This window comes from Pedobacter sp. UYP24 (assembly GCF_054057295.1).
Genome location: NZ_JBSRZD010000007.1, coordinates 184,777 through 197,984, shown reverse-complemented (window position 1 = coordinate 197,984; position 13,208 = coordinate 184,777). Strand labels below are relative to the sequence as shown.

Genomic DNA, 13,208 nt, shown 5'->3' with positions numbered 1-13,208 from the left:
TCGCCTATAGCTTCTTTCCGAAAAAACCAGCAATCAAATATCAAACTGATGCTTCAACACAAATAACACTTTTTTAAATCGAACTCAGGTTAATAAAAATTTTAAATGCAACATTGTTGCGTTATATTTGTTTAATGAAATTATCAAACAAATCTGATCATCTTGACAAATTGGGGATGTCTGCGTCTATTGCCTGCGCTATCCACTGTGCAGCTGTTCCAGTTTTTATTACATTTCTCCCGCTTTGGGGATTGGGATTTTTGGCCAATCCAACGGTAGAACTCCTAATGATACTCCTTTCCATATGTCTTGCTTCAATTGCATTGAGCAAGTCATTTAGGGCACATAGAAAGATTCAGCCGATCATCGTGCTTTTGATTGGGTTTGCCTGTATTATTCTTGGTCACTTTCTTATCGAAAGCCTAGAGGCTGTACTTGTTCCTTTAGGCGGATTTACCATTGCTACCGGTCATTTCCTAAATATGAGGTACACCCGCATCTGTGCCCACCATATCAAAGACGATTTAGCGTAGCAAATACTTTACATATTTATGAGATGCAATATTGTTGCATTATTTATATTTGTATGGTTTAATTGAATTTATCGAATAAGCCCGACATCATAAAAAATCATAATATGAAAAGAAAATTGAGTTGGTTACTTTTGCTGATCTTGATTAGTGTTCTCCAACCCGGGTGCAAACATGAACAGGTTAACGCAAAAACTATATATCTTAGATATTTAAAGGCTCATATCAAGAAATAAATATGATATCGATAAGCTCAGTCACCCATGGTTATGGTAATGGTGCTCAGATTAGTTTTAGAGACCTGAAAATACAACAAGGGGAAAAGTGGTTGTTTCTTGGTGATTCTGGAAGTGGGAAGACGACGCTGCTCCACATCATTGCAGGTATACTCAGGCCAAGCAAGGGAGAAGTCCAAATTGATGACACGTTGATCTACGGATTATCATCAAAAAAACTAGATCAATTAAGGGGCAGAAGTATCGGTATCGTATTCCAACGCCCACACCTGATAGCCAGTCTAACGGTTAAAGAAAACCTTTTGGTGGCTCAGTCCTTTGCAGGCTTGAAGGAAGATGTTTCCAGAATAACTGAAGTGATGGGATCTTTGGATGTTAAAGATAAGCTGAATAGTTATCCATACCAACTTAGCCAAGGTCAGCTTCAGCGTGTCTCCATAGCTAGAGCAGTAATAAATGAGCCTTCACTGTTAATTGCTGATGAACCTACATCTAGCCTTGACGATAAAAATGCCAATGCTGTACTTAAGCTATTGGTTTCTCAAGCAAACCTTAACCATGCGTCACTGGTTATCGCTACCCATGATAAGCGGGTAAAGGACGCCATCAACAATATATATACCATCTCATGAGTCCGTTAAAAATCAGCTGGAAAAGCTTATGGTCTAAGCCATTGTCCTCATTGTTAAATGTCATGTTGATAGCTTTTGGTACGGGCATACTAACGATATTGATTTTAGCCACTACGCAGATCAGTGATAAGCTCAACAATAATTCCAAAGATATAGACCTTGTTGTAGGTGCCAAAGGCAGTCCGCTACAATTGATTTTAAGTAGTATTTATTATATAGATTTTCCTACTGGCAATATTCCATTAAAGGATGCGCAGGAATTGATGCGTAATCCATACGTAAAACGTGCTGTTCCGCTTGCCCTTGGTGATAATTATCAGGGTACAAGAATTGTTGGTACAGATAGTTCTTTTATAGCGCTTTATGGTTTGAAGTTGGGAGCTGGTAAGTTTTGGAATGGAGATTTTGAAACCACTATAGGCAAAACGGTAGCAGAGGTAAATCACTTAAAGGTTGGAGATAAATTTTTTGGCGCTCATGGTCTTACAGGTAACAGTGATATACATAAGGCACATGCTTATATCGTTACTGGTATATTGGAGCTTCAGGGTAATGTTACCGATAACCTAATCTTAACCAATATAAAAAGTGTGTGGCGGATGCATGATCCTGCCGATGAACACAACGAAGAAAAATCAACGGTAGCTACAAAAAATAAATCAAGTGCTGCGGTTGATATAAACGGATACCATAACCGATCTGTTGATGAAAAACCTGCAGAGATCCAAGATAAGGAGATTACTTCCTTACTTATCCAGTACCGTTCCCCCATGTCTGTAGTGATGTTTCCAAGAATGGTTAATTCTACCACAAATTTGCAGTCTGCGTCCCCAGCAATGGAAAGTACCAGACTATTTTCATTGATAGGGATAGGCGTAGATACGATTCAGTGGTTTGCCATCCTGATTATGGCCATTGCCGCAATCAGTGTTTTTGTAAATCTTTATAATTCACTCAAGGAACGAAGTTATGATTTGGCCATCATGCGAATATTAGGAGCATCTCGAACCAAATTGTTTATCATTATTATTCTTGAGGGAATTATACTAGCAGTAGCAGGCTCTTTGATTGGGATTGTGCTAGGTCATGCGGCAGTTGCGCTGATAGGTCATTTTCAGGACAGTAGCCAGGCAAAGTTAAGCGGAACGATATTTCTTGTTGATGAATGTTATCTCTTTGCCGCTGGAGTCTCCATTGGGATCATAGCAGCGGTGTTGCCTTCAATCCAGGCCTACCGAGCTAACATTTCTAAAACGCTCAGCCAGAATTGAATTTGACAAAAATAGGAGGACAAATTAGTTAGGTTTTACTAATTTTGTATCTATTCACCAAGATTAGGTCGTAAAGAATTATGAAAGTTAATGCCGAGGAAATTCTAAGGAACAACAAGCTTAAGAATACCAAACAACGAGTAATGGTGCTTGATGAGATTGCCGCCAATGATTTGGCCGTTTCCCAACCTGAGTTAGAGAAAAAATTTGGAAAGGACATTGACAGGGTAACACTATATAGGATTTTATCAATATATGAAGACAAGGGAATCCTCCATAAGATACTTGACCATAATGGCACTGCCAATTATGCGGTATGTAGCTCAAATTGTTCTTCTGATAAGCATCAGGATGAGCACCTTCATTTCAACTGCACCAACTGCTCAGGGATTTATTGCCTCAATATTGCGATTCCACATGTTTCAATGCCAAAAGGGTTTACGGCGAATACAATCAACCTAATTGCGTATGGAATATGTGATCGATGCAATAAAAAATAACACTACTGTTTCTTAAAATATTCGTTAATAGTTAAATGATATTTGAGTTATGAAAAAAATAAGTTTGATGATTTTATTATTTTCAGGTACATATTTTGTAGCTAGGGCTCAACATGATCCAAGTGACCAAATTATTTCAGGAAACTGGGATATGATCGGTAATATAGAATTTAAAACTGTTAAAAGCACAGAAATGTATGCCATTTTTGGTAATGACATTAAAAAGTATTCAAACAAACCATTTGAATTGGAAGGATATATAGTCCCTATAAAAGATGGCATGAAACAAAGTAAGTTTATGCTCAGTACACTCCCTATAAACCAATGTTTTTTTTGTGGACAAAATGGTATTCCGATGATGGTAATGATAGAATTGACGGAGCCTATCAAGTTTACCTATCAACCAATTACAATAAAGGGTATTTTAAAGTTGAGTACATCAAATGTAATTAATGTTCCTCCAGTTAGCTTGGTGTCTGGAAAAGCACTTTAAAATTTTCAATAATTAGAAACTTCAAGAAATTTTTAATGTTAGAATAGTGTTCGAAAAACTTTAACTTAATTAACTACAATCGCCTTCGTGAGCATAGCTGTAGGTGTATACATGATATTGCCAGCGTGGAGTTTTAGAATTCCTTTAACTTTTATAGTGTTGTCGGTAAATTTCATAGCCTTGTCTAACATAATATAGACCATGATAGGTACACCGTTTTTGCCGCAGAAGAAGCACTGATTGATTGGTAGCGGTGAAAGCATGAACCTATTGTGCTCCATTCCCTCTTTCACCGGTATCATGTACCCCTCTAGTTCAAATTGTTTATTGGCATAAGCTTTAACGGTCGGGTTCAGGATACCAAAAATCTGCATATTGTCATCGGTCTTGAATTCTATACTTCCTATAGTTGCCCAATTATCAGATTTAATCTGGTCGTTTGAATTATGAAGCCGTTGTTGTCCCAATACTGGTAGAGATGTTAAAAATAGAATTATCAACACGGTTAAAGTTGCTATAATATTTATTTTCGATTTTTCCATACTCCTCGCTTAAAGTCTTTTTTGTTCGTCTGTAGTGTTAATTTTGCTTCTGGTCATCTCTCCTCCAAAATGGTAACTCAGTTTTAGGCTAAACCTATTGCTGTTAGGCTTAGAAATATAACTATAGTCTGTATTATTGCTTAATGATGTCCCCCAATACCTACTGGTATGCAACAAATCGGCCAATGCGGCGACAAGTTTTTTCCCTGCTTAAAAGTGAAAAGAACCCCAAAATTGATAGAACTTATAGACAGTGAAGGAGGTTGATAATATCAATAAACCTTTAAAACTGATCTGGCTCTCTGAAGTTTAAAGGTTTTTTTTGAATTAACTTTTCCGACAATTGTCTGGTCAATTTGTTCATGGTGATGCAACAACTGAACTATTGGGAACATCACAAATATACACGCAATTAGTTTTGTAAATAAAGTTTGATGTTGCTTTTGCATTTTATATTGCATCAAAGTTGCAACAAAAAATTTTGATTTGCAAGAAAAAGTTTTGTAACAGTTTAATTGCATTTTTTTAAGCTAAAACATGAGCTAAACATCTTTTCAAATCCATGCATTTGCAAGTTTTTACCAATAATCACGATTTTTGATTCTCGGGGTTCATCTGTAGCCCACATTTCTCCGCAAGTTACAGCAGAATTTTTACCCACACTTTGGTAAATCACTTTATATTCATGATCGTCACTTTCAATAATCCCTTTAACACGATATACATCTTTAGCCTGAAAATGCAGAAAAGCCATCATCCTGTATTCTAGTTCTATAACATTGAAAGGCGTTGTAAATTTCAATAAAAGCGTGTCTATATTACTATGCTGATGCCGTTTATGAACATTATTTGAGAGCGAAAATTTGGGCTGAGGGTTGGCTGGTGCGATAGAAATAAACCCTTTGATAGTGTAAGCCTGTTTAGGGTTAGAAAAAAATGTAGTTGATCTGGAATGGTTGAATAGTTGATTCACTTTAAAATCATTTTCTGCACCAATTAAAATTTCTGTAAAAGGGTTAATCGTGTTTAGCGTTTCTATTAGTGTAGCAACATGATTTGCACTTACTTTCTCTACCTTATTTAACAAAATAATATCACAAAAGGCAATTTGCTTAATTGCTTCTTCGGTATCTCTTAACTGGTTCTCTATCAATTCTGCATCAACCACGCAAATCACTCTTTTTAAATTACACCATTTATAGATAAACGGATTTAACATAAATGGGTTAGCGATATTTGCAGGATCAGCAATCCCTGTGGCCTCAATAATTAATTCGTCCCATTCGTTCGTTCTTTGGTGAAGGGAATTTAAAATATCGTACAAATCATCGTTTAAAGAGCAGCATAAACAACCATCATTAAGTTCTATAATATCCTCAGCACCTTTTATAATTAAACCGGCATCAATACTTTCTTTACCAACTTCATTTTCAATGATGGCAAATTTAGTGGTTGATTTTTGAGCAATAATTTGGTTTAACAGGGTTGTTTTTCCGGCTCCCAAAAAGCCTGTTAAAATAGTTACCTGCTTAGTTTCCATTTACTAGTGTTAATAATTGAGTATGTTAATTAAAATCTCATAAAGTATTAATGTGATGTGATATTTAAATCCGCACCACGATAACGCATCAAAGTTGCATTTAATTGTTTAGATTTACATTAGTTAAATATTCAAATGGATGTAAAATAAAGTATCAAGAAAAGCAGGAACTAAAATTATTGCATTTAACACATCGCCTCTGCAGGTTTACAAAGACTTGCTTTTTCTATAAACAGCACAAATATTAAATTTTCAACTGTGAGCCAAACAAAAGAATTTAACGAATTACTAGAGAAGCATCAACTAAAAAAAACATTATCTCGTTTAAGTGTGCTTTCAGTTTTAAAGTCAAGCAATGCCGCGGTATCGCAGCCTGAACTGGAAACCATTTTAGGAAAAAAAACAGACAGGGTTACCTTGTACAGAACGCTTACAACTTTTGAGGAAAAAGGAATAATCCATAAAGTTTTGGATTTTAAAGGAACGGCAAATTATGCTTTCCGTTCCGCCTCACTTAACAAACACCAGCACAGTGACGAACATGCTCATTTTAATTGTACTGTTTGCATGAATGTTTATTGTTTAGCGTCTGTACAGATTCCTCAATTAACTATGCCAATTGGCTATACTTCTCACGCTGTTAACTTTATTGTTTATGGCGTTTGTAACAGCTGTAACAACGGGTCGGCGATGCTTTTATAAGTTTTTTTTAAATTTTGTACTTGAAATGTAATCGCTTTGGCACTATCTAACTTTTTAACAGAGCTATAATTTACAACTATGCTATAGTTTAAGCCTTAAAGCGTAATCATATAATTTCCTTATTTTTAAATGCAACATTGTTTCATTTAAAAATAAATCCTATATTTGCAACACAATTGCATTATGGAGTGGTTTAGTTTAGAAAGTACGGTTCTATTATTTGTTTTAGGCTTACGGCATGGTTTAGATCCAGACCATATTGCGCTGATCGATAATATTACGCTAAAATGTGTTGAAGAGAAACGTAGCTATTCTCGCTGGGTGGGTAGTTTTTTTGCTTTAGGTCATGGATTAACTGTTACGCTTATTTCCGTTTTGATTTCTTCTTTTAGCATACAGTTAAATGGGGCAAAATCATTTTTTACCTATACAGAATGGCTGCCTACATTGCTATTAATTGTGGTAGGCTGTGCCAATTTGCATCAGCTATTAAAAAGACCGAATGAAGTTCCTGCTAGCAGATTGGCATTGATTCCGAAAAGTTGGAACATACAATCTAAGCCCATTTTCATTGTTTTTGTGGGAATGGTTTTCGCTATGGTTTTTGATACCACCACACAAGCAGCTGCTTGGGGATACGCCGCCAGCTCTCCATTAAATCTAACTGGAGCATTCATTTTGGGTGCTATTTTTACGATGGGCATGTTGTTAAGCGATACCATAGACAGCAGCCTGCTCAATGCCTTGTTAAAAAAAGGACTATCAATAAAAAACCTCACCACTTATCGCAGAAAGCTGGGATGGATCATTGTGATACTTTCTTTTTCGGTAGCCGGTTACCAATTACTCCTTGCTTTTAAACCCAGCCTACAAATAGCTGAGAGCTATAAATTAATGTTTGGTTTATCCTTTGCAGTGTTCGTTTTATTCAATTATTTGTATCTGTTTATCAAAACCAATCAAAAAAATGGCTATTAAAGATTTAACCGAAATAAAAAAACACCTTTTTATTTGCAACGGGAGCAGTTGTAAAAGATTAGGTGCAGAAGAGGCAACAGGTGTGTTGCGTTCCGCTATAAAAAAAGCAGGGCTTCATCAAGAAATACATACTTCTAAAACCCTATGCAATGGCCGTTGTGATGATGCACCTGTTGTTATTGCGATGCCAGAAGGTAAATGGTTTAAAAACATAACTCCAGAGAGTGCGGAAATATTTGTTAAAGAATACTTGGTGGAGGAAAAGCCATTATCGCATTTAACATTATACACTTACGGCAACAATGAAATCAATAGCTAGAACAGCCTATTGGTACAAATAATTTATCTTTTATAAATAAAAATAATACTATGATTAATAAAAAAATACCTGTAACGGTGTTAACCGGTTTCTTAGGGTCAGGAAAAACAACGTTGCTAAACCGCATTTTAACGGAACAGCATGGTAAAAAAATAGCCGTAATTGAAAATGAATTTGGCGAAATTGGTGTAGATAATGAGTTGGTTATCGGTGCAGATGAAGAAATTTTCGAAATGAATAACGGTTGCATTTGCTGTACCGTTCGTGGAGATTTAATCCGCATCCTAACCAACCTAACCAAACGAAAAGACCGATTAGACCATATCATTATTGAAACTACAGGTTTAGCAGACCCTGCGCCAGTTGCACAAACTTTTTTTGTAGATGAAGAGATGCAGGAACAATACCAAATCGACGCTATTGTTACCGTAGTTGACGCTAAACACGTATGGCAACATATTGATAGTAGTGATGAATGTAAACAACAAATAGCTTTCGCCGATGTATTGCTATTGAATAAAACCGATCTTATATCGCCGGAAGAGCTAGCTATTTTAGAACAGCGCATTCGCAAAATGAACTCTCAAACTAAAATTTACAAAACAATTAATTGTGACCTAGCGATAGATAAAATTTTAGATGTGAAAGCATTCGATTTGGATGCTAAAGTAGAGATTAATCCTGATTTTATGAAAGAGGAACTTCCTTTTGAGTATGCAGGCGTTTATTATTTTGAAACAAGGAAATATACGATACTTGCCCAAGAAGGCCCAGATCCAGAAATGGATCTCATCATCAAGAAAATAGAAGCCAATACAGACGATGCGATAGAAAGAGAAAAAAAAGCCGCTGTGATTGCTTTTTCAGGTGATCCCCACCAACACAGGCCTGGCACCATGCTTATTCCCGACAAGGAATTGCACCAATTATTATTTACAAAATCTGTTAATACCTTTGAGCTAAACATTACACAGGCTGGCTGGTACATACTTTTTACGCAGCACCATCCTGATGAATTTGAACTTAAAATAACAGAAGGTAACATTATCGTCAAGCCCTTTAAATCTTTAGAATTTGAAGCCAGTCACGAGCATGACAATTCTGTAACTTCGGTTGGAATAGAATATACGGGCGACCTCGATCTGAAAAAGTTTAACACATGGATTTCTTGGGTATTGGATAATAGAGGCGTGGATATTTTCAGAAGCAAGGGGATTATTAGTGTAGCCGGCCATGATGAGCGTTTTGTGTTTCAGGGTGTGCATATGCTTTTCGACGCCCAAAGCGACCGTTTATGGAAACCTGGGGAGAACCGTAAATCACAAATTGTGTTTATTGGTCGGAATTTGAAAAGAGAAGAATTAAACGCGGGCTTTAAAGAGTGCATTGCCAGATAAGTATATGGAACAGGAAAACGAACTAGAGATATGGAAGGTCTCATTGGACGACTATGTGATACAAACCGCTTGGAATGCCAATGGCAAGCAATTACTGGCTGGGACCGCTTCGGGCAAATTATTCGCTTTTGGTGCAGCAAGCGGCGATCCACATTTTTCTGAGCAACTGCATCAAGGAAGTATATCTGCTATCGCAACACATCCGCACGAAGCTTCTAAAATTGCCACCGTTGGACAGGATGGGTGTATTGTGATTTATGATACTTTAAACTTGAAAATCATTAATCGCATTAAAAGTAATGCACAATGGATAGAGCATGTGCAATGGTCTCCTGATGGGAAATACCTAGCTGCTGCCGGTGGCAAAGAGGTGATGATCATGAACTACGAAGGTAAGCTAACCGGTATCTTTTGCCATCCGCAAAGTACGGTATCCGCTATATTTTGGAAAAAAGACAGTTCTTTATTGGCAATAGGCGGGTTTGGATCTGTACAATTAATTAATCCAGAAAATTTAAAACCTGAAGAGGTTTTAGAATGGCCAAATTCCCTTATTTCTTTATCTTGGAACCGCGACGGAAAGTATATCGCAGCCGGCACACAAGATTGCCGCATTCAATTTTGGAAATTGCCTCATACTCCCGGTAAAGAATTACAGATGAGCGGTTACGCCACAAAGATCAAAGCGCTGAGCTGGTCGGGAGATAATAAATCTTTGGCTACCAATTGCGGGGTAGAAATAGTGATTTGGAATATTTCTGGCAAAGGACCAGAAGGGACAAGCCCGCAAACGTTAAAATTTCATCAGTCAAGGATTACCCAAGTTGCCTACCAAAACCAAGCATCTTGTTTGGCCAGTGCAGACCAAAATGGAATGATAGTTTTATGGTTGCCAAATAAAGGGTCGAAACCATTGGTTAATGGCGTTGTAAAAGGTGTGGTAAGTAGTTTAAGTTGGTCGCCAAATGACGAAAAACTGGCTATCGGCACTGCAGACGGCATGTTGAACGTTTGGGCATTGCCTTAAACCTTACCTTGTGCTCAAAAGGCGATGAAAATGTTATTGCGGATTTGGGCAGATAAGTGTCATCAATAGTAAATGTCTCGGTTTTAAGTTGTTAAATTTTCTGGCTCTGTCTTTCTTTTCCTGCGGTTCAACATCGATGCGCTCTATGACAAAGGCACGATTACCAAACTGAGAACAGCGTTACAATAAAGATGTACGTTGTTTCAGTTTTTTATCTCTATAATTAACCTAGCTTTGGAATGAGGCGTTAGATTCTCTTAATATAAAGCAGTAATAGCACTAGCCAAAAGTCAGGAGATAAATATTACCAGTTTTGAAGAAAAAATTAATTCGTTCAGGGATGGCTTTGGGAAAAGTTACGATTTGGAATCAAGAAAATGTAATGATGCATTTTTACCGCTAGACAAAAGTATCAAAAAGATACAGAGCATATAAAAGGCATTGTTATCTTCAAAAAATAATCTTCGTTAAAAACAATTGTGCTCCCGACAATTGATTAGTAAACAACGCTTGCAATTTCCAGCACAATCGGAGGGATATCCAACGAATTGAGATTATTTAGAATTAGTTTTCCCTTAATTTTTACAGGTTTGTATGTAAATTTGAGAGGTTTTACAAGTTCTACCATCACCATGATTGGATTTCCATTCTTTCCGCAATAAAAGCACTGGTTAATAGGGAGTGTGGAAAGCATAAACTTGCTTTGTTTTATTCCTTCTTCCAAGGGAATCATGTATCCTTCAAGTTCAAAGATCTTGTTCTGATATTTCTTGATTTGAGAAGAAAATATAGGGTATATTGTGTCTTCATTAACAGTTTTAAAATCTGTAGTGCCAATGATCTCCCAATTGGTTGAGTTGAGTTGGTCGATTAATTTGTGCTGAGCTTTACCATAATATCCATTGAATATTAAAATAAAGAAAAAAATACTTTTCGAAATAACAGTACAATCGATGATGTTGATTTTTTTTGTATGGCAAATTGCTCTTTTCATTATTTATAATATTTAGATATTTACCAGTTAAATTTTATTTCCCGTTGCGGGTGTAAAAGAAAGCTTGCATTCTTGATCAAATATAAGTGCAATTGTGTTGCATTTAAAATTAATTTTTAATGTTCAAATTTGATTGAAACATGTATATAAAGTAAAGTATTAAAGATGATCGGAGAAATTTACAAGATAAAGCTTTCCTTTTGAAGCTAATTAGATTAACTCGCATACTCAATTTAATCTATTTAGCTAAAGCAACAATATTGCATTTGCTCAAAAAATTTGTATGTTTGTTTTTTGGTCGCTATTAATATTATTGAATATTTCAATCAATAATGTGTAAAGGAATTAGTTTTATAAAATAGGAATTTTCATTTACTGAAGAAAGATGGGCACTGATTACAGGATTTTTTAAATTCCATGACTTTATTCCATTTACCAAATCGAATTTGATTAATTAATACTTTCATCATTTTAATTTCACATTAATTATCTTTCTTAGCCATTATGAAAAGAAGAGATTTGTTTAAAGGAGGCACTGCAGCATTTATTGGCTCAGCGTTGCTCTCACCTTTGGAAACTATTGCCTCCATTGGAAATGAGGAGAGATATGGGAAAGCTGGGATTGCTAAAAATATTATTTTTTTGGTAAGCGATGGTATGAGTATTGGTACGCTCAATATGGCAGATTTGCTTTTGAAACGAAAAGAAGGACGACAGAGCAGATGGCTTTCATTGTACGAACAGAGCATAGTAAAACGTGCCTTAATGGATACGGCCTCTGCTAGTTCGCTAATTACCGATTCTGCGGCCGCTAGCTCTTCCTGGGGTGGGGGCAAAAGAGTGCCAAATGGTTCATTGAATGTGAATGCCGATGGTTCTGAGAATGTACCTATTTGGAAAAAGTTTAAGGCTGTTGGCAAATCTGCAGGCTGTGTAACAACCGTTCCAATTACCCATGCAACACCAGCAGGGTTTTGTGTGACCAGTAAGCTAAGGAGCGATCAACCTGAGATAGCGCTGAAATATCTGACCAACGAATATGACGTCCTTCTAGGTGGGGGAATGGAATATTTTAGCGCAAACATGCGGGCAGATAAGCAAGATGTTTTTAAGAAATACGCTGATAAAGGTTATCAAATCACAACCAACCGCGATGCTCTCCTGGAGGTGGGCAAGGATAAAAAAGTACCGTTTTTAGGCGTTTTTTATAAAGATGGGCTTCCCTATTCCCTTGATAGGGCAAACGATAAAATGTTACAGGAAACGGTTCCTACATTGGCTGAAATGACTCAAGCTGCTATTAGTAATTTGAACCAAAATAAAGAAGGTTTTGTGTTGCAGGTCGAAGCTGGAAAGGTAGATTGGGCAGCTCATGCCAATGATGTAGGCGCATTGCTGTATGATCAAATTGCATTTGATGAGGCCGTGGGAATTGCCATGGATTTTGCCCAGCGAGATAAAAATACTTTGGTAATAATAACTACAGACCATGGCAATTCTAATCCAGGACTGTTCTATGGTGCAAAAGCCAATGCTAATTTTGATAGAATACAGCAATTTAAACACACCAACGAATGGGTGTTGGCAGGCGTTGATAAGAATACAACCAGTAACGCCCTTATTGAGAAGATAGAATTTGGACAAGGTTATGCCATAAAACAAACAGAGGCAATTGACATTCTTAAGCATTATGATAAGCTGGACGATGAAGCTTTGTACAATCCCCGCAAGCTTCCTTTTAAACAACTTGCCTTGGTACAGGTAGGTTATACTTCTGTAGGTTGGGGAGCAATGGATCATTCTGCAGATTATGTAGAACTTGCTATGTTTGGTCCTGGAAGTGAACTTCTGTTGCCTTTTGTAAAAAATACAGATCTCCATTATCTTATGCTTAAAGCATGTGGTCTTTAATTATGACTTAAAATTTTAAAAGGCGACAAATTTGAAAAGCAAAGATGAGCCGAAATAAAGTAATTAGTTATCATCGGTAAAAACCTAAAAGTAAAAGGGTTCGGAAATTTGTTTAGTAATTGTTTAAAACCTTCTA

General features: G+C 36.6%; 14 protein-coding genes. 11 read left to right on the top strand and 3 right to left on the bottom strand.

Annotated elements, in window-relative coordinates:
- Nucleotides 1-134: 134 nt before the first annotated feature.
- The 5 genes from ACVWYN_RS13815 to ACVWYN_RS13795 all read left to right on the top strand — a co-directional run bounded on the left by ACVWYN_RS13815 (nucleotide 135) and on the right by ACVWYN_RS13795 (nucleotide 3,662).
- A complete protein-coding gene (locus ACVWYN_RS13815; protein WP_457289453.1) occupies nucleotides 135-533 on the top strand; it encodes a MerC domain-containing protein in 399 nt (132 codons plus the stop codon).
- Nucleotides 534-768: 235 nt separating this feature from the next.
- A complete protein-coding gene (locus ACVWYN_RS13810; protein ID WP_457289452.1) occupies nucleotides 769-1,398 on the top strand; it encodes an ABC transporter ATP-binding protein in 630 nt (209 codons plus the stop codon).
- Nucleotides 1,395-2,669, top strand: a complete 1,275-nt coding sequence (locus ACVWYN_RS13805) for an ABC transporter permease (protein WP_457289451.1) — start codon at nucleotides 1,395-1,397, stop codon at nucleotides 2,667-2,669. Before ACVWYN_RS13810 ends, ACVWYN_RS13805 begins: the two co-directional genes overlap by 4 nt.
- A gap of 80 nt (nucleotides 2,670-2,749) precedes the next feature.
- Entirely contained in the window at nucleotides 2,750-3,169 is a 420-nt protein-coding gene (locus ACVWYN_RS13800) for a Fur family transcriptional regulator (protein WP_457289450.1), read from the top strand.
- A gap of 49 nt (nucleotides 3,170-3,218) precedes the next feature.
- Nucleotides 3,219-3,662: a hypothetical protein gene (locus ACVWYN_RS13795; RefSeq protein ID WP_457289449.1), complete on the top strand. Its 444-nt coding sequence runs from the start codon at nucleotides 3,219-3,221 to the stop codon at nucleotides 3,660-3,662.
- Nucleotides 3,663-3,727: 65 nt separating this feature from the next.
- Here ACVWYN_RS13795 and ACVWYN_RS13790 read toward each other — a convergent pair whose 3' ends face one another.
- Nucleotides 3,728-4,204, bottom strand: coding sequence for a hypothetical protein (locus ACVWYN_RS13790; protein ID WP_457289448.1), 477 nt, complete (start codon nucleotides 4,202-4,204; stop codon nucleotides 3,728-3,730).
- A gap of 511 nt (nucleotides 4,205-4,715) precedes the next feature.
- Nucleotides 4,716-5,744, bottom strand: a complete 1,029-nt coding sequence (locus ACVWYN_RS13785; protein WP_457289447.1) for a CobW family GTP-binding protein — start codon at nucleotides 5,742-5,744, stop codon at nucleotides 4,716-4,718.
- Between the two features lie 258 nt (nucleotides 5,745-6,002).
- Here ACVWYN_RS13785 and ACVWYN_RS13780 point away from each other — a divergent pair, with 258 nt between their 5' ends.
- From ACVWYN_RS13780 to ACVWYN_RS13760, 5 genes are all read left to right on the top strand, one after another.
- Nucleotides 6,003-6,446 (top strand): Fur family transcriptional regulator, encoded by a 444-nt coding sequence (locus ACVWYN_RS13780; RefSeq protein ID WP_457289446.1) that lies wholly within the window; start codon nucleotides 6,003-6,005, stop codon nucleotides 6,444-6,446.
- Between the two features lie 183 nt (nucleotides 6,447-6,629).
- Entirely contained in the window at nucleotides 6,630-7,424 is a 795-nt protein-coding gene (locus tag ACVWYN_RS13775; RefSeq protein WP_457289445.1) for a HoxN/HupN/NixA family nickel/cobalt transporter, read from the top strand.
- Complete coding sequence (locus tag ACVWYN_RS13770) at nucleotides 7,414-7,743, top strand: (2Fe-2S) ferredoxin domain-containing protein (protein ID WP_457289444.1); 330 nt, start codon at nucleotides 7,414-7,416, stop codon at nucleotides 7,741-7,743. Before ACVWYN_RS13775 ends, ACVWYN_RS13770 begins: the two co-directional genes overlap by 11 nt.
- A 50-nt stretch (nucleotides 7,744-7,793) precedes the next feature.
- Nucleotides 7,794-9,140, top strand: a complete 1,347-nt coding sequence (locus tag ACVWYN_RS13765; RefSeq protein WP_457289443.1) for a CobW family GTP-binding protein — start codon at nucleotides 7,794-7,796, stop codon at nucleotides 9,138-9,140.
- A 4-nt stretch (nucleotides 9,141-9,144) separates the two neighbouring features.
- Nucleotides 9,145-10,167 carry a WD40 repeat domain-containing protein gene (locus ACVWYN_RS13760; protein WP_457289442.1) on the top strand — a complete coding sequence of 341 codons (1,023 nt, stop codon included), beginning with the start codon at nucleotides 9,145-9,147 and terminating at the stop codon, nucleotides 10,165-10,167.
- A gap of 496 nt (nucleotides 10,168-10,663) precedes the next feature.
- Here the strand turns inward: ACVWYN_RS13760 and ACVWYN_RS13755 are convergent, their stop codons facing one another.
- The gene (locus ACVWYN_RS13755) at nucleotides 10,664-11,161 is read right to left on the bottom strand and encodes a hypothetical protein (protein WP_457289441.1); all 498 of its coding nucleotides are present in this window, start codon (nucleotides 11,159-11,161) and stop codon (nucleotides 10,664-10,666) included.
- 504 nt (nucleotides 11,162-11,665) lie between these two features.
- Between ACVWYN_RS13755 and ACVWYN_RS13750 the strand changes: the two genes are divergently transcribed.
- On the top strand, nucleotides 11,666-13,072 hold the full coding sequence (locus ACVWYN_RS13750) for an alkaline phosphatase (protein WP_457289440.1): 1,407 nt from the start codon (nucleotides 11,666-11,668) through the stop codon (nucleotides 13,070-13,072).
- Nucleotides 13,073-13,208 lie beyond the last annotated feature (136 nt).